The sequence below is a fragment of the Pirellulimonas nuda genome (assembly GCF_007750855.1).
Classification (GTDB): domain Bacteria; phylum Planctomycetota; class Planctomycetia; order Pirellulales; family Lacipirellulaceae; genus Pirellulimonas; species Pirellulimonas nuda.
This window is the reverse complement of record NZ_CP036291.1, coordinates 5,839,550-5,856,920: the sequence shown is the minus strand read 5'-3', so window position 1 is coordinate 5,856,920 and position 17,371 is coordinate 5,839,550. Positions and strand designations below refer to the sequence as shown.

Below are 17,371 nucleotides of genomic sequence, written 5' to 3'. Positions count from 1 at the left end.
GTCGCCATGCCCGAACGATCCCCTCAGGAAATCAGCACACCGGCGACGCAGGCTGTGGGCCCGCCGCTGCAGCAGGCAGCGGGCGTATCGCTCACGACCGACGCGCTGAGAAAGCTCCGCAAGAATCGGGCCGCGATGGCCTCGGTCGCGGTGCTCGTATCGGTAGTGCTGCTTGCGTTCTTGACGCCCCTGCTGCCGCTCACCCCCCCAGACCGACTCAACACGGACCTGAAATTCGCAGAGCCCACGCTCGAGGACGCCTGGCGTCCGACGTTCAACTACAAGCCGGACGCGATGGCCCAGTCGTACGAGCTTGCCGCGAAGGCTCGGGCGAGAGAGGTCGAGAAGCGAGCGGCGTACCGCGAGCTCAAGGGTTCGGCCGCGTCTGAGGAAGAGGCCGCTGCGTTGATGCGCGCCTACCAGCAGGCGAGCAACGCCGCCGAGGACCGTATCCAACGCCCGTATTCTGACCTCGGGTTTCCCAAGCTCGACCCGCTGGCCCGTTTGATGGTGCGGATGCGTTACGCCGTCTTCGGGCAGCAGACCATCGGACCCGTCTGCGGCCGCGACAAGCTGGGCCGCGACCTGCTCTCTCGTATTTTCTGGGGATCGAGGGTGTCGCTGATCGTGGGGTTCGTGGCGACGCTGGTGTCGCTTGTGATCGGCGTATCCTGGGGCGCGGTGGCGGGCTTCACCGGGGGGTGGGTCGACAACCTGATGATGCGGATCGTCGACGTGCTCTACTCGCTGCCGTTTATCTTTATCGTGATCTTCATCATCACGCTGCTCAGCGGCGAAGAGATGAAGCAGTGGCTCGACGAGCACGGCATCGATAGGATCACGATCTTCTACTTCGTCGTGGGGGCTATCTACTGGCTCACCATGAGCCGCGTGGTCCGTGGTCAGGTGCTGTCGATCAAGAACGAGCTGTACGTCGAGGCGGCCCGCGCGTTGGGGGCGCGACGGCCGATCATTATCCTCAGGCACGTCGTGCCTAACCTGCTGAGTGTGGTGATCGTCTACCTGACGCTCACCATCCCGCAGGTGATCCTGTTCGAGACCTTCCTCTCGTTCCTCGGCCTGGGTGTAGAGCCCCCCGACGTTTCGTGGGGGCTGCTAGCGAACGAAGGGATTGAGGTCATCTCGCCCGTTAAGACCTACTGGTGGCTGATCGTTTTCCCCAGCTTGGCGATGGGCGCCACGCTGCTGGCGCTCAACTTCTTGGGAGACGGGCTACGGGACGCGTTCGATCCGAAGCTCCGCGCGGGTTAAGAATGGGACGCGGATCGTCGCGGATGACGGGGATTTACGCGGGTGAACGGTCAATCCAGAAAACCGCATCAAGGTGGACAGGAAACGTTCCTCTTTTCTCAGCGATAGATGAGGCGTACCCCTGCAAGATGGCGCTGTTTTCCGGAGTCAGTGCTTTGATCGTTGACCACGGGAACGGCCTTTGATTTTTCGATAGCCGCTTTAGGTGTCCGCATACGATGTTGTCGAGAGGAATCTCGTAGAACGGCTCAGCCCGGGGCAGCTGTTGGGAGTCCATGCTGAATGCGATTGGTTTCGTAGTCTAGCGCAATCGCGAATCTGTTCCGGTCCTCCGTTCCAAATCGCTTCAGATCAACGTTTGCCAGAAGCTCTCGGCTGCTGGCGACTACCCCAGATCCGCCTTGATTCCGCACGGTTGAGCTTCCAACGCCGAGGTGCGCTAGATAGCGAGTCATGTCGTCGATTGAAATCTTCACGGGTTTCCGACCAATCCGGTCGTTGATGGCTAGTTTAGTCGCGGTGACGCCGATCCGAGTGAATCCGTTTCATCCGCGTTACTCAGCGTCCTATTCGTCCTTCCCAAGCAGGTCCAACGCCGTCGCCGTCATGGCGCGGATGCCGCACCGCAGGCTCGGTTCCGGGTCGGGGTAGTACTTCGAGCTGTGCAGCGAGGGCGGGGTTTCGCCCGCCTTGGCGAAGGCGTCGAGCCGCTGCTGCGGTAGCGTGCCGAGCTTGAACATGCAGATAGGCGTTCCGGCTAGCCCGTAGCGGCTGAAGTCTTCGCCCCCCATCGAGGGCTCGGCGATCGAGACGTTGTCTTCGCCAAGCGCGCCGCGCATCGCGGCGAGAACGCGCTCAGTCAGCTCGGGGTCGTTGTACATCGAGGGGGTCCCTTCCGAGATATCGACGACCGGCTCGGGCGCGCCGGCGCTGGCCGCGGCGGCGGCCGCCTTGCGGCGGATGGCGTCGTGAAGCTGTTTGCGCACCTGGGGCGAGTAGCTGCGGACGGTGAGTTGCAGCTTGCAGTCGTCGCCGATCACGTTGTGCTTGGTTCCGCCGTGGATCGACCCGACCGTGACGACGGCGGGGTCGATCGGCCTGATCTCGCGGCTGACGATGGTCTGCAAGTCGAGCACCAGCTTGGCCGCGGTCACGATTGGGTCGACGGTGGTCTCCGGGTAAGCGCCGTGACCGCCCCGTCCCTTGATGGTGATGTCGACGCTGTCGACGTTGGCCTGCTGGTAGCCGGGCATCGTCGAGACCGTTCCCGCCGCCATGTCGGGCGCCACGTGCAGGGCCACCGCGTAGTCGGGCCGGGGGAAGCGGACGAACAGGCCGTCGTCGAGCATCGCTTTGGCGCCGGCGCCGCGTTCCTCGGCCGGCTGGCAGATGACCACCAGCGTTCCGGACCACCGGGCTTGGTTCTTGGATAGGCAGCGGGCGACGCCTACGGCGTTGGCCATGTGGATGTCGTGGCCGCACGCGTGCATCACGCCGACGATCGCCCCGCGGCGGTCCTCGGTCTTGACCGTAGAGGCGTAGGGCACGCCGGTTTCTTCGACGATCGGGAGCGCGTCCGTGTCACAACGGAGCATCAGGGTGGGGCCTTCGCCGTTCTTCAACACGCCAACCACGCCGTGGCCGCCGACGTCGGTTGTAACCTCGAACCCCGCCTGACGGAGCTCGGCCGCCATCGTCGCGGCGGTGTTTTCTTCCTGGTAGGAGAGCTCTGGGGCCGCGTGGAGTTTTTGGTAGAGCGAGACGATCGCCGGCAGCTCGGTCTCGATCGCCGCATTGATCTTAGGACTGTCCTTCGCGAACAGCGGCGAGGCAGGGATCAACAAGACAAGAAGTAAAGTCCATTGCATAGAGATTGTTCTCATTGTATTTCCGAGCGATCAATGGCCGCCGGGCTACGCCCGGCGCGTGCCCAGACCAGATCATAGTCCCCGCCGGAATCCCGGAACACCAACGCCTACCTTACCAGCGAGAGCACGCTCGGCAGAATCGCCCGCAACGCCCGCGCCCGATGGCTGAGGGTACGCTTCACTTCGCGGCCTAGCTGTCCGAAAGTGAGGTGGTACTCACGTACTAGAAAGAGCGGGTCGTAGCCGAAGCCGTTCTCCCCGTGCAGCGCCTCCAAGACCCGTCCCCGGCACAGGCCGGAGGCCTCGGCCCGCACCGTTCCCGCGGGGTCCGCAAGCGCGACGCTGCACACAAATTGGGCGCCGCGCCGCTGGGCGGGAGTCGCCCGCAGCTTCTCCAGCAGCAGGCGGTTGTTCGCTTGGTCGTCGCAGGCGGGGCCGGCGAAGCGCGCCGAGTACACGCCTGGGGCGCCATCCAGGGCGTCCACCTCCAGTCCGGAGTCGTCCGCGAGCACCCAGCACCGCAGGGCTTTGGCCTGCTCGGTTGCTTTCAGGCGGGCGTTCTCGGCGAACGTGGCGCCCGTCTCGTCTACTTCAACCGCTTCGGGAAACGCCGCGAGCGTTTGCACCGCGACGCCGTGGGGCGCGAGCAACTCAACCAGCTCGACGCCCTTCTTGGCGTTGTGGGTGCCAATGACCAGCAGCGGAGGATCAACAGTGGGCTCGACATTCATGCCCAGAATTGTGGCCAGGTTCGGACCGTCCGCAAGGCAGGGCCCCATCGATCGGCCAGCGATTTGATCCGAACGTTCAACAGGCGTCGGCGGTCGCCGGCGCCTGTTGGCGATTCTAGGAAGTGAGGCGTACCGTCGCACGGGCTACCGCCAGGAGAAGACCCCGCTGACGGTCTTCTTCGGAGCGTCCATCACGTAAGGCTGGATGTCGAACGGCACCGGCCGGAACTTGCCGCGTTCTGCCTCGACCTGAGCAAACTTCGGGGTAAGGCCCGCGGCCGTCTGGCCGACCTCTCCCGCAAAGGCTTGGTTGAACTGCGCCTGCACGACCGCTGGATCTACCTTGAGCTGCTTCCGGGCGATCGGGCTGGGGAGCGGTTCGGCCGGCGTATTGTACGCGGCGCCGAAGGTCTGGATGATCCGCTGCACCTCGGCGGTTGGCGTCTCGCTGCCGTCGGGCGACGTCTGGCTGACCCGGTCGAACGAGCCGATCGTCACGTAGCTCTCGTCGCGGTCGTGGAATTCGTAGGCCTCGTAGCCCGCGTCACGCAGCGCCTCGGTGAGCAGGTGGGCGTTCTCGGCCGCCTCGACAAGCGCCTCGCCGTCATCCGCCTTCTTGTTCTTGACCCGCGTAGACATGACGCTGGCCGCCCCCTGCAGGGTGCCGCGGCCGCGGAAGGTGGCGACGCGGACGGTGTACCTGTTCGGGGCTTTGAGCAGGCTGTGCTCCACCCGGCTGTTCCACTTGGCTACTTCCTTCTCGACGCCGCGGGGCGTGAAGTAGTCGTGCGGCAAGAGGGGGTTGGGCGCCATGAAGGCCGTGCGCATCGGGCCCTCGGCGCCGCCGCTACGACCGCGTAGCCAGCTGCGGAAACCGCCGTAATTCTGAGCGCTGCTCTTCCCGCTGGTGGCGCTGAGCGCTTCGGGGTGCATGGTCTTGATGTCTTGCAGCATGCGTTGTGCGCGCGGATCGTCGACCGCGGCGAAGTCTCCCACGAGCACCGTGAACTCGGTGACCTCGCTGCCGCGTTGGTAGCGCATCCGGATGGGTTCGCCGTAGATATCGAGCCCTTTGCCCGTTACGCCGCCCGAGTAGTCGAACTCCATGTTGTGGACGTAGGCGTTCAGGTTCTGGCGAGAGCGCAGCTCTAACGCGAGTTCGCGCGCCTGCTTCTCGGCGCCTTCGCCGCTGAAAGTGCTGGCCATGATGAGCCACGGGCCGTGCTTGTCGGTGAGGGTGTAGTCACCCTTGGGTTCGGCGCTCACCCGTTCTACCGGGGCGAAACGCTCCCAGAACGACTGCCCAACAGCCGGTTCGACGAAACCGGCTGCAATGACGGCGAGAAGCGTGACGGGCACGAAAGACGGGGCGCATCGCATCGGGGACACTCCTCCCTGGTAGCGGCGTCGTCGGGGCGACACGCACGCGTCGCCCCTAGCGCCTTGAGGGGGCGGGAGAGTAGCAGAAGCGCCCGCCATCCACCAAGGGAGTTTCGGCCGACACAGTGCGCCCGGAACTAGCGGCCAACCCCCACGCCGCCCGCTAGCAGGCGCCACGGGCGCTGGCCGTAGGCCGGCGCCCGCCAAGGGCCTAGCCTTCTCCCATGAAGAAGTCGCCGCGATTGACCGAATTCGGGTCGCGGCGGCGGTCGGGCTCTGCCCAGATCAGCTTGTGGCGGGAGACCTGCTCGGAGTCTTCGACCTGGTCACGGACCGATAGCCTGCCGGTGGGGTCCATGATGAGGACGCGTGTCGGTTCGCTGTAGTCCGCGGTAAGCTTCTCGCCGCCGGCGATGTCGAGCAGCGTGGTGTCGGTGCGGAAGACAAAGTCGTCGACGCGCCGCAGCATACGCCCCTGGCTGATCAGGGCCCACGCCTCTCGCTTGTCGTTGGCGACCCCGCCGCGGCGCAATTGGCGCTCGTACTCGGCCTCAACCGCCTGCCGGACGCGGCTGTTGGGGTCGGGGTCGATCTTCTGCACGTCGAACGCTTGGACAACGAGGCTGGCTCTGGGCTCGTCGTTGAACCCGTTCGCCGCCTTGCTCGAAACGACGTAGACGCCCCCCGCAAACGGGATCGAAATCGTCGTGCTCGGTTCGCTCCACTCGCCCTTGATAAAGGGAGGGTCGGGAGGCGATTGATTCGCGTCGGCGCGGAGCGCGGCCTTGTTGAAATGCTCTTCTAGTTTCGCCCGGGCTTCGCTTGTGCGGGCCTTGACTTCGCCATCCAGGTCGCGAGCGCTAGCTAGCACGTTGACGTCGACCAACACGAGTTGCACTCGGTACTTGTACTTCCGGCCCGGCTCTACGTTGAAGTCGATAAAGCGGAGCATCACTTCGGGCGCCTGCGGCTCGAAGTTGCCGCCGTCAAAGCCCATGGCGCCGCCTCCACCGCCGCCGCGGCCGCCGTACTCGCCCCCAAAGTCGCCGCCGCCACCGCCGCGGCCGCCGTACTCGCCGCCGAAGCCCCCGCCACCGCCGCCGCGGCCGCCGTACTCGCCGCCGAAGCCGCCGCCACCCCCGCCGCGTCCACCGAAGCTATCGCCAAAGCCGCCGGCGGCCCCGCCGCCGAACAGGCTGCCCCCTTCCAGGGGAGCGTCTGGCAGCTCTTCTTCGCCGAAGTCCTCGTCGAGTTCTGCGTCCACGGCCAAGGGGATGTCGGGGTGGACGACCTCGGGACCCCAGTCTTGACCCACACGTGGCGGGAGCGGGAGCGTCAGCAGAGGATGCACGTACCGCCCGTCTTCGGGGGCCTCCATGGGTGAAACCCAGTCGTACACGAAGTAGGGAAGCGTCTTTTCCGTAACGGCCGCCAGGCCCTGCCCGGTCGGCGACTTTCCGTTGCGTAGGCGGGCGTCCTCCCACTGCAGCTCGCCGCCCGTCACCTCGGCACGCTGGACGAAGTAGCCCAGGTATTTGGGGGTGTCGCGTGTGGGGTCGTAGCCCTTGGCGTCCTGGAAGGTTGACTGGTACTTCAGGTACTGCTTCTCAATTGGCACTTTGGCGACAACGACGGCGCACGAGACCACTTCGACCTTCTCGCCCCCGCTGAGGCTGACGCCCGCGGGGCGGACCGCTGCCTCGACGGCGCGTACATCGGGGTCGTCTTCCGGGTTCAGCCCGTATTCCGATTCTGCGCCACGGGAAGCCCGGCGGCCGCGGCCGCCGTTGTCGGCGTCGCGTGCGGCGGCTTCTGCGGCCTCTTCTGCCTTCCTGCGGGCCTCGGCTTCCTTCTTTCGTTCGTCGAGCGCGAGCTGCTTCTGGGCGTCGGAGCTATACGTCGCCATGAGGAAGCTCTCTCCCGCGCCGCGAAGATCGACCGCGGCGAGCAGTTCCGGGTCGGTCCGCAGCACGGTCGGGGGGACGACGCCCGGATTCCAACCGCTCGAAGCAATGGCGTAGTCTTTCTTGGGGGCGTCGCCGGCCGCGATCAGATCGAACTGATCGGCGATGCGGATGTTTTCCGGCTCTTGTTCGGCGCGTTCCCACGAGAACTGCGAGATCTTTTTCTCGCTGCTCGACGCGGCTGCGGTCAGGTCCGTTGGGACCTTGTCCATCGATTCTTGGTCGAGCGAAGTAAAAACGACCCAGCCGGTCGCCAGGGCGACAATCGCCATGACCGCCTTTTCGCCGTGTCGCAGCGCAAGCCCCTTGATGCCGCCGGTTGAGAGTGGGGATGCCATTTTGCTATCGCTCCGTGCCTTGCTGGATTCACGCCGTTAGTCGATTCGAGACGAACGCCACGGTCTATTCCGCTGGTGCTGCGGGGGCCCGACCGTTTCTCACGGTTCGGTGAGCATCGCCATGTCGAGGGAATCGTCCCCTTGGACTTTGAGCGCTGCCGGGTCGGGCTGGTTGAAGATGTACACGATTCCTTGCAGCACCACGGGCACGACCGAGGGTCGCCGGTTGAACGCCTGGATGTCTTCCGTGTTGTTGGCGAAGGGCGAGCCAGAGCCGCCGCCGCCGTACTCGCCGCCCCCGCCGCCGCCGCCGCCTCCGCTTCCGACGCTGCCGCCGGGATTGATCCGTACTTCTTGGATCTCCACTTGAAGCGGGGCGTTGGCGAGCTCCAGGATGAGCTGGTTCACCCAGCGCTGGTCCATGTAGAGGGCCAATCGCACCGGCAGGCGTTTAAACTCGGCGCCGATGGGGTACTCCACCGGTTCGACGATCTCGATCGGCAGGCCGTTCTCATCCAGGTAGCGTCCGTAGAGCAGTTCGGTGACTTCGCTGTCGCCCCCCATCCCTTCTCCGAGCTCCGACATCATGTCCCCGCCCCCGCTGGGGTCGTCCATCGCGAACCCGTCGCTGTCGCCGTACTCACTCTCGCCGAGGCCCCCGAGCGGTGATGCGGTTTCGGGGGTGTAAAGGCGTCCGGTCGCCCGGCTCTCACGGGCGGCGAGCGGGCCGACCTGCATCTCGAGGATCTGCTGCACCGCGGCGTTTGAGTTGCGATCGGCGCCCGACGCTACGTTGGTCGCCGCGATGGCCCGCAGCAGCGTCTCGTAGACCCAGAGGTTCTCTTGCGTGACCCACACCCGCAGCGGGCTGGGCTGACGGTCCCAGACGAGGGTGCTTTTGACCGCGGCTTGGTCGACCCAGTAGACAATGAAGTCCTGATCAACTAGCTGCTCCGTGTCGACCGCGGCGTAGTCGCCCCCGCTTCCGCCGCCGAAGCCTCCGCCGCCGTACTCGCCCCCGCCGCCGCGGCCGCCGTACTCGCCTCCGCCGCCGCCGAAGCCGCCCAGCGTGTCCTCGTCGGCGAGCTCTTGGGCGCCAACGATGGTTCTCAGGTTGGGGAAGTAGTTGACGATGTAGTTGAGGTAAGTTTGACGCAGCCCGTCGCGGATCCAGTCGCCGAACTGGAGGTCCTGGACCTCATCGACAAAGTCGTCGCCCAGCTCGGCCGGCCAACGGAGCACGACTTCGCGCTGGCGGTCGTAGAGCCGGGTCCACAGCTTCTCGATGCGTTTGGCGAGCGCGTCGTTCTCTTGGGTCTGGCGGTTGTTGACCGGGTCGTTGGGCAAGAACGACTTGCTTGAGAGCGCCTGATGGCTCTGAAACTCTCCATCGATCTTGCCTTTGTTCGCTACGAACTGCTTGTCCAGTTCTGAGGCGCCCATCCACCAGCAGGCGATCGCGATGAGCGGCGCAACAGCACCCAGCACCCAGAAGTGGTGCTTCTTGAGCCATGCGAAAGCGGCTTTTAACTGATCCATAGCCAATTCCTGGGTCCGAAAGCGGGCGAGTCGCCGCGCGCAAGTGTCGTGTCTCGGTTCGCTTTAAAACTCTTCTGCCATCACTTCGTCGGTCGCCGGCCCCTCGCGTCGCTCGGTGCGCGTGCGCGGCTGCCACACGAACTGCACAATGAAGTTGTAACGCCGTAGGCCCCAAAGCTCGGGGGGCTCGACTTCCACGATCGGCGCGTTGCGATCGGGCTTGGCGCCGAATGTGCCGAAACCGAGCGGCTCCGCGACCCCTGCATTGGGGTTCGCTACGTCTTCGGCGCTGGTGGCGTTCGGGTCGTACGTGACGCGGACGATCGGCTCTTTGGTCACCACCACCGGATAGGCGATCCCGAGGTCTTCGAGCTTCACGTCGACGAGGGCGCCGTTCTCCCCGTCGGGGAGCTTCACGGTCCCCTCGGCCAGATTCTGGATTAACGTACGGCGGACAAAGAGTTCGCCTTCATCGCCCCGGTTGATCGTGTTCTCTTTGTCTTTCGAGTCGCTGTTGTGGAAGTGGTGCCCGATGAGCTGGATCACCCAGCCCGGCCCGGTGGGCCCTACGGGTGCGGCTTCGCCGTCGATGCCCATTTCACCGTCGATGCCCATCTCACCATCGACGCCCATCTCACCATCGACGCCCAGCTCGCCCGAGTCGGCGTACAGTTCTTCTTCGGCGCCCCCATCGACCGGCGCCTCTTCCGGAGGAAGTTCGTCCGGGGCGGCCTCTGCCGCGTCGTCAACGGCGCCGTCGGCGCCCGCTTCTGCTGCATCGCCGTCTGGCGGCGCGGCGTCGCCTGCTGCGGGGGGCGCCTTCCTGGCCCGGCGGTCGGAGAGGGACTGTTCGGAACGCTGCACCTCGTCGTAGATGCTCTGCACGTTGGTAAACCAGGTCCCGACGTCGTCGAAGTGCTGGCAGTCGAGCGATTCGATGTGCAGCTCCTCACGGTGCGCCACGTCGTGCGCGGTGGGCTTTGCGGCCTCGGCGTCCTTCGGACGGGCGCTGTGCGGCATCGCGGCGTCGATCGCTTTGATGAGCTCGGGCCACAGCAGCCGCCCTTCGGTGTTGCTCTGCAGGCTGTTGCCGATCGCCTTGATGCTCTCGAATTGTTCTACCAGCGTGGTGTTGGTTGACGCCAACGACGTGGCGGACGATGAGACGCTCTGCGATTTGGTGATGGCGGGCTTCCAGTCGTCCTCAAGGTCGACCGTGCTCCACGACCGCCAATGGGCGGCGTAGTTGGCGCCCAGCCCGGCGAGCAGCAGGGCCGCCGCGGCCACCGCCCAGGGCTTCTTGGCCTGCACCAGACGCCGGGTGACGATCTCCTGCGGCAGGAGGTTGGTGTTCAGCTCGCCGCGTCCGAGGCCCTGGACGCACAGGCCGTACGCGACGCCGAAGGCGAGGCGGTTCTCCTTGAACGGGGCGGAGTCGGTGACGCTGCCGCCGGCAAGGGCGTCGTAGCTCTTGACCAGCTTTACGGGAAGTTCGAGCTGCTCGGTAAGGAAACGCTGCAGGCCGGGCAGCTTCATGGGGTTTCCCAACGCGACGATCTCGGTGAGCTTCGCCTTGCGGTTGTTGCTCATGTAGAAGCCGAGCGACTTCTGTACTTCGCTCACTAGGTTGCTGAAGACGGGCCGCATGGCCTGGAACAGCGCCTTGGGGTCCTCGGCCTTGGTCGGGTTACGCTTGAGGTGCTCCGCCTTGTCGAAGGTGAGCTTCAGCTCTTTGGTAAGCGCTTTGGTGAAGTGGCTGCCGCCGATCGGGATGCTGCGTTGCCAAACCCGGAAGCCGTTGGTGATGACCATGTCGGTCGCGTCCGTGCCGAGCGAGAGCACCACGAGCGACGGCGGCGGGTCTTCTGGGTTGAACTCAACATCCGAGAGGTCGCCGATCTGATCGAAGCAGATGTAGTTGTAGACGGCCAGCGGCGCAAGCTGCACCACCTCAACATCAAGGCCGGAGCGCTCGAGCGGTTCGAGGGCGCGTGCCACTTGGTCGCGCTTCATCGCAAACAGGCCGACCTCGGTGTCGAGCGCGAAGCCTTCGTCCCGGTTGCCTCCGCGGAGGGGCTGGTAGTCCCACACCACGTCTTCGAGGGCGAAGGGGATCTGCTGCCGCGCCTCGTACTTGACGATGTCCGGGATCTTCTTGGATTCGACCGGAGGGAGCTTGATGAACCGAGCCAGACCACTTTGGCCCGGGACCGACATCGCCACGTGATCGTCGGCAACCTCGTTGCGTGACAGGAAGGTGTCGAGCGCTTCGCGCACGAGCGCCTCGCGATCCGCGTCGGGCTGGCTGAGCAGCTTCGGATACTCGACGTAGTCGAAGGCCTCCACAACCAGTTGGGCTGTGTCCTTCTCGTGCGGTCGACAGCGGAGCGCCTTGAGTGCGCAGCTGCCAATGTCGATGCCCCAAACCGCGCCCGACTTGGCCATGCCGATTGCCTCTGTTCCTGTTCCAAATACGAAAAGACCGCCGCGACGGGCACGCCGCGCGGCTTGCTGGTATTGTTTCGGTGGAGCGCCCGCGCGGTCAAACCGATTTCGCAAGTTTTCGCGCGACGCCCCGAACTCCCGACTGCCGCGCACGCGGTACGGGGCGAACGCTTTACCCGGTCCCCGATCGGCTTCATTCTACTTGAGCCCGAGCGATTTGACAGCAACCTGGCGGATCTCCTTCCGGGAGAACCCCGCCGGGCGCCCGCTTTTGCAGTTTCCCTTTACGAGGTTTGTGCCGGTGGTCCGAGGCGTAGCGGTTTTAATGCCCGGAAACAGCCCGGGCGACCTCCCGTCCCACCTCTCTGGTCCGATGGCGGCCTCGGTGCTGGCCGCCTGGACGGCGGCCTGGCGCCCGGACTGGATCGCCGACGCCGGGGAAATCCCCAGGTTTCTGTCGGATCAGACCCTCCCGCCGGTGGACGAGATCGCCGGCTGCGTGCTGATTGTCCCGTCGTGCTGCGACTCACACGACGCGGCCGAATGGCTCGATCTCGCCGCCACCACCCCCGATGTTCGGATGGTACGGGGGGCCGGCGACCAACGGTCGGCGGTCTATGCCGCCCTGGATGCGCCGCCGCCAGAGGGCGATTTCGCAGACGATTTTGCCGCGATTGGGTTTACTTGGCTGCAGGTCGGGCGGCTTTGTGAGCGGATGTCGGGGCACACGCTGCTCGACGCCGACGAGTTTTCTACGGCCGTCGTCGCCGCTGCTCGTGCAGCGGTAGGGGGCGACGCCGACGGCTGCCGCCAAAGCCTAACGGCGGCGTTTGAGCTGCTTTCCCAGGCCCGCACCCAGGTCGTTTCTTCTGAATGGCATCATGTCGACGTGACGCTCTTGGCGCCTTCGGTGCTGGGCGAACCGCTTGCCGAGGACGTGCGTCGTGGCATGACCAAGAACGTGCTGCTGACGGGCCGGCTGGCGGAGCGGATGGCGGCTGATCACCCGCGATCGGCGGGCCTTCTCCGCGAGGCAGCCATGGACGGCAGGCTCAGCGTGACGGGGGGCGGGCTCGAGGATTCAACCCTAGCGGACCTGGGGCCGGAAGGGATGCTGCGGGCGCTCAAGGACGGGTTTGCCTCGATCGAGCATCACGTCGGCGCCCGGCCCGCCGCGTATGCCAGTTTCGCGGGGGGGCTGGCGCCCCGGCTGCCCGCGGCTCTGACCGGGATCGGCTGCCCAAAGATCCTGCTCAGCTTCTTTGACGGCGCCACGCTCGCATGGCCCGACCAGGCGCGTACGAAGTGGACGGGGATCGATGGCACAGAGTTGCAGGCCCTTTGCGCACCGCCGGTCGACGCCGGAAGCCCGGATGCGGCCTGGAGGCTGTGCGACGACATGGCGAACGCCGTGGCCCACGACTGGGCCGGCACGCTGCTGTACGCGGCTTGGCCGGGTGGACGCCACCAGTCGTTCTGCGACTTGCGCCGCGCAGCGGCCTGGACGGACGCGCTCGGGAAGTTTGTAACGCTCGACGAGTACTTTACCGAGCGACCGAACGCCGACCATTGGACCCACTTCGAAGGGGAGCAGCTCGGGTGCCGCGCCCCTTCGTCGGCACCCAAACCGCCCGATGCGTGCACCATTCGAGACATTGCCGAGACTCTTCATGGCGGTCTGGCGGGGGTCGCCGGAGTGGCGGACGCCGCGGGCCTGATCGGGTCTCTGAACCTCTCGCAGGCCGAACCATCCAGCGCTCAGCGTCTGACGATCAATGCCTGGAGTTTTCCGGTAGCTTCGCCCCAGGGAGAAACGCCCGGCATGGGGTACCGTTGCGGCTCGCCCCCGACGAAGCAGGGGGATGCTCCCCCGCGGGCCGAGGGCAGGACGCTGCGCAACGAAACGATCGAAGCGCTGATCTCTGACGGGCACGGCGGGGTCGGCAGCATCCGGGTTTTCGGTCGCCGGGCGCCGGTCGCCGCCCAGCGGCTTGTGCTGTCGGCCGCCGGCCCGCTGCAAGAGGCGGAATGCGAGGTGCGGATCGCGGCGATCGAAACCGTGGCCTGCGACCCGTGCTCTGGTTCGATCCGTTCGACCGGCGACCTGATCGATCGCATGGGCGACCGAGTGGCGACGTTTCGGCAGACAACGACCCTCCCGGCCCGCGCGGGGGTGGTTCGGATCGAGTTGGAGCTTGACCAATCCCAGGCTTCGCGGCTCAGGCTCGCCAACCGTCTGGCTTGGACCGACAGCAAAGCGTCGGTTTCGCGGGGAGTGCAATGGGCTCGCGTGCCGGTGGCTGGGCGAGAAATCCTGACTTCTGAGTACGTCGATATCCGCAGCAGCCCGCTGGATTCAGGCGGGATCGTGCTGCTTACGGGCGGGCTGGGCCATCATCGCTGCGTTGGGCCGACGCGTTTAGACTCGCTTATCCCCAAGGATTGTGGGCGGTTGGAGCTCGCGATCGGCGTCGGGCCGAGCTACGCAACCCACCTCATGTTGAGCGAGGGGGCCCCCCCAAAGGCGTGGCCCGTTACCGGCGAGGGGCCCGGGGCGCCCGCCTCGTGGTGGCTATTGCTAGACGCGAAGAACGTAGTGATCTCGGACCTAGCGGTTCGGCAACCGGCGTCTTCCTCAGTCGCGGGGGACACGCTTCCGGGCGGCCTGACGCTGCGCATGATAGAGACGGAGGGTCGGTCCGCTTCGGCTAGGCTGAGCTGCTGGCGCCCCTTCCGTCAGGCTTGGCTTACCGATTTCTACGGCCAGCACCTGCTAGAACTGGAGGTCGTGGACGGCGCCGTGCCGCTGGACGTGGCCCCCTACGGGTGGTTACAGGTCGAGGCCGCGTGGTAGCATCTGGTCTAAGGCCTGGGTAACGGCCAGATTTCCCCTACTACCGTTCGTAAGTCGAGCAAGAACTCCGCCGATGGTGGTCACGATCGACGGCCCCGCGGGCGCCGGAAAGAGCAGCGCCGCCCGAACGCTCGCCGAAAGGTTGGGATTCGCATTCCTCGATACGGGGGGGATGTACCGCGCCGTGGCGTTTGCTGCGCTGGAACGCGGCGTCGAGCTGACGGACGCCGAGGGACTTCTGAGGATTGCCCAGGGGGTCGCCATCGAGTCGCTGGATGGCCGCGTTGTGCTCGACGGACTCGACGTGACCCGCGCCGTCAGGACGGTTCGGGTTACCGCCGCGACGCGGCACGCGGCAGACCACCCCGGCGTGCGCGAGCACCTGGTTCAGATGCAGCGGCAAACCGCCGAGGGGCGTGACTTGGTGACCGAGGGCCGCGACCAATCGACGGTGGTGTTCCCCGATGCACAATGCAAGATCTTCCTCACTGCGAGCGAGCGGGTCCGGGCCGAACGCCGGTTCCTCGACCTCTCCGGCCGCGGCGAAAGGCTCTCGCTGGACGAGGTTTTGCGGGCCCAGCACCAGCGAGACGAGGAAGACTTTCATCGGCCGACCGGCGGGCTGATCAAAGCCCCGGACGCGATCGAAGTGAACACCGACGGGCTCTCTCCGGAGCAGGTTGTGGAGCGGCTCATGACGCTCGTCTCCGCTAGCCGAGGCCCTATTGTCGATGAGCCTCGGGTCGGGCGTCCAGCGAACAAGTAGCGGGCCGCAAGACCCCCAACTCACGAAACAGCCGATCGATGAGCAAGCAGACGCAGCGGGTAAAGCATCAACGGGGAGTGGTCAAGCTGCTCTGGTACCGCCTCAGCCAGTGCTTCTTGTGGCTGTTCGGAAAGATCTGGTTCCGCTTGCGGACCTCTGGCGCCGAGAACGTGCCGGACAGCGGCGCCGTGATCCTCATCTCGAATCATCAAAGTCACCTCGACCCGGCCATGATCGGCGGGTTCACCCGCCGCCCCCTGAGCATGATGGCGCGTGACACGCTGTTCACCGGCGTGTTCGGCGCCCTGATCCGTTCCTACGACGCCATCCCGGTCGACCGAGACGGCGGCGGGCTCGGCGGGATCCGCGAGGTCCTGCGGCGGCTGCGGGACGACGCGGCGGTGCTGGTGTTTCCGGAAGGCACCCGCAGCGTGGATGGCCGGATCCAGCCCCTCAAGCCGGGGTTCTTGGCCCTAGTGAGAAGGGGCAACGCGGCGCTTTTGCCGATGGGGATCGAGGGGGCCAACGACGCGATGCCCCGCGGGGCACACTTCCCACGGCCGCGACCAATCGCCATTGTATACGGCGAACCAATCGCCCAAGAGACCCTCGCCGGCATGAGCGACGACGCCCTGCTAGAGTTTGCCGCCCGCCAGATGGCGGACTGCCACTATAGGGCTTCGTTTCTCCTGGGTGGCGGTTCGGTATAGGTCTTTCCTTGATTGGCGGAGTCTCTTCCCATGTATGTCGTTACTGTTGTGTTTCAAGTGAAGCCGGCCAACGCCGCGGATTTTCGGGCGTCCGTCTTGGCTCAGGCGCAGAACTCGCTGCAGCGCGAGCCCGCGTGTAAGCGGTTCGATGTGTGCTTCGACCCTCAATCGCCCGAGCGGGTGTTTCTGTACGAGCTCTACGACGACCGTGCGGCGTTCGACGCGCACACGCAGACCGAGCACTTTGCTCAGTTTAGCGCTGCCGTCGAGGGTTGGGTGGAAGACAAGACGCTCAGCTTCTGGCATCTGGACTGATCCGTTCTGCGAGACAGACCGCCGGGGCGCTCGGTTGGTCGCGTCGCGCCGGTTAACTCCTCTCATCACGCAGCATCGAAAGACGAAGCAACTATGAGTTCCTACAGCATCGCAGTTCTTCCCGGTGACGGCATTGGCCCGGAGATCACCGACGCCGCCGAAATCGTGCTCAAGCGTCTGGTCGCCTCGAACCAAGGGCTTGCGCTCGACCTTACCCGCTACGAGGCGGGCGCAAGCCACTACCGGGCCACCGGCGTGACGCTGCCGCCGGATGTCGTCACGGCCTGTGTCGCCGCGGACGCCGTGCTGCTGGCGGCGATCGGCCTGCCAGACGTGCGCAACCCCAACGGCACCGAGGTGCAGCCGGAGATGATGGTGGGCCTGCGGCGCGCCCTCGACGTGCAGTCGGCGCCGCGCCCGGTAAAGCTGTACCCGGGGGTGCGATCGCCGCTGGCGGATGTCGGCGCCGGGATCGATATGGTGATCGTCCGCGAGAACCTGGAGGGGCTGTTCGCCTCGTTCGGCGGGGGCGCGGTCGTGGGAGACCAGGTGGCCACCGACACCATCGTGATCACCCGCGCGGGCACCGAGAAGGCGTGCCGGTACGCGTTTGAGTTGGCCCGGCGACGCAACGGGCGCCCGCGCGACGGCCGGCGCCGCGTCACCTGCGTCGACAAGGCGAACGTGTTCCGCTGCTTTGCATTCTTCCGCGAGGTCTTCTTCGACGTCGCCAAGCAGTACCCCGACATCGAGGCCGACGCGCTCTACGTCGATGCGGTCAGCCTCTACCTGGTGCAAGAGCCAGACGCCTACGACGTGCTGGTGATGGAGAATCAGTTCGGAGACATCCTCTCCGACCTGGGCGCCGGGTTGGTGGGTGGGCTGGGGATGGCCCCGTCGGCGGAGATCGGCGACCACCACGCCTTGTTCCAACCGTCGCACGGGTCGGCCCCGACCATCGCCGGGCAGAACATCGCCAACCCGATCGCGATGATCCTCTCCGCAGCCATGATGCTCGACTGGCTTGGCGAGCGCCACGACGACCCGCTCGCGCTTGGCGCCAGCAAGCAGATCGAAGCCGCCGTGGCCGGGGTGCTCGCCCGTGGCGATTGCCGGACACGCGACCTAGGGGGCGCGGCCAGCACGACCGACTTCGCCGAGGCGGTCGCCGCCGCTCTCTGAGCCGCCA

The 17,371-nt window shown here is 65.9% G+C and carries 12 protein-coding genes; 6 read left to right on the top strand and 6 right to left on the bottom strand.

The features are described 5' to 3' along the window. Positions 1-6 precede the first annotated feature (6 nt). The gene (locus Pla175_RS22770) at positions 7-1,272 is read left to right on the top strand and encodes an ABC transporter permease (protein ID WP_145291094.1); all 1,266 of its coding nucleotides are present in this window, start codon (positions 7-9) and stop codon (positions 1,270-1,272) included. Between the two features lie 566 nt (positions 1,273-1,838). Here the strand turns inward: Pla175_RS22770 and Pla175_RS22765 are convergent. The 6 genes from Pla175_RS22765 to pilM all read right to left on the bottom strand — a co-directional run bounded on the left by Pla175_RS22765 (position 1,839) and on the right by pilM (position 11,537). Further along, on the bottom strand, positions 1,839-3,140 hold the full coding sequence (locus Pla175_RS22765; RefSeq protein ID WP_145291092.1) for an amidohydrolase: 1,302 nt from the start codon (positions 3,138-3,140) through the stop codon (positions 1,839-1,841). 107 nt (positions 3,141-3,247) lie between these two features. Further along, entirely contained in the window at positions 3,248-3,871 is a 624-nt protein-coding gene (rdgB, locus tag Pla175_RS22760) for an RdgB/HAM1 family non-canonical purine NTP pyrophosphatase (RefSeq protein WP_145291090.1), read from the bottom strand. Positions 3,872-4,015: 144 nt separating this feature from the next. Further along, on the bottom strand, positions 4,016-5,251 hold the full coding sequence (locus tag Pla175_RS22755; RefSeq protein WP_145291087.1) for a hypothetical protein: 1,236 nt from the start codon (positions 5,249-5,251) through the stop codon (positions 4,016-4,018). Positions 5,252-5,462: 211 nt separating this feature from the next. Next, positions 5,463-7,553 (bottom strand): hypothetical protein, encoded by a 2,091-nt coding sequence (locus tag Pla175_RS26280; protein WP_197527083.1) that lies wholly within the window; start codon positions 7,551-7,553, stop codon positions 5,463-5,465. A 99-nt stretch (positions 7,554-7,652) separates the two neighbouring features. Beyond that, positions 7,653-9,092 carry a hypothetical protein gene (locus tag Pla175_RS26275; RefSeq protein ID WP_197527082.1) on the bottom strand — a complete coding sequence of 480 codons (1,440 nt, stop codon included), beginning with the start codon at positions 9,090-9,092 and terminating at the stop codon, positions 7,653-7,655. Positions 9,093-9,155: 63 nt separating this feature from the next. Then, positions 9,156-11,537 (bottom strand): type IV pilus assembly protein PilM, encoded by a 2,382-nt coding sequence (pilM, locus tag Pla175_RS22740; protein WP_145291085.1) that lies wholly within the window; start codon positions 11,535-11,537, stop codon positions 9,156-9,158. Between the two features lie 325 nt (positions 11,538-11,862). Between pilM and Pla175_RS22735 the strand changes: the two genes are divergently transcribed. The 5 genes from Pla175_RS22735 (at position 11,863) to Pla175_RS22715 (ending at position 17,364) form a co-directional block, all read left to right on the top strand. Then, the gene (locus tag Pla175_RS22735; protein WP_145291083.1) at positions 11,863-14,391 is read left to right on the top strand and encodes a hypothetical protein; all 2,529 of its coding nucleotides are present in this window, start codon (positions 11,863-11,865) and stop codon (positions 14,389-14,391) included. A 73-nt stretch (positions 14,392-14,464) separates the two neighbouring features. Continuing rightward, entirely contained in the window at positions 14,465-15,157 is a 693-nt protein-coding gene (cmk, locus tag Pla175_RS22730; RefSeq protein ID WP_145291081.1) for a (d)CMP kinase, read from the top strand. A gap of 38 nt (positions 15,158-15,195) precedes the next feature. Then, a complete protein-coding gene (locus Pla175_RS22725; RefSeq protein ID WP_145291079.1) occupies positions 15,196-15,867 on the top strand; it encodes a lysophospholipid acyltransferase family protein in 672 nt (223 codons plus the stop codon). A gap of 30 nt (positions 15,868-15,897) precedes the next feature. Further along, positions 15,898-16,182, top strand: a complete 285-nt coding sequence (locus Pla175_RS22720) for a putative quinol monooxygenase (protein ID WP_145291077.1) — start codon at positions 15,898-15,900, stop codon at positions 16,180-16,182. A 93-nt stretch (positions 16,183-16,275) separates the two neighbouring features. Next, complete coding sequence (locus Pla175_RS22715; RefSeq protein ID WP_145291075.1) at positions 16,276-17,364, top strand: isocitrate/isopropylmalate dehydrogenase family protein; 1,089 nt, start codon at positions 16,276-16,278, stop codon at positions 17,362-17,364. Positions 17,365-17,371 lie beyond the last annotated feature (7 nt).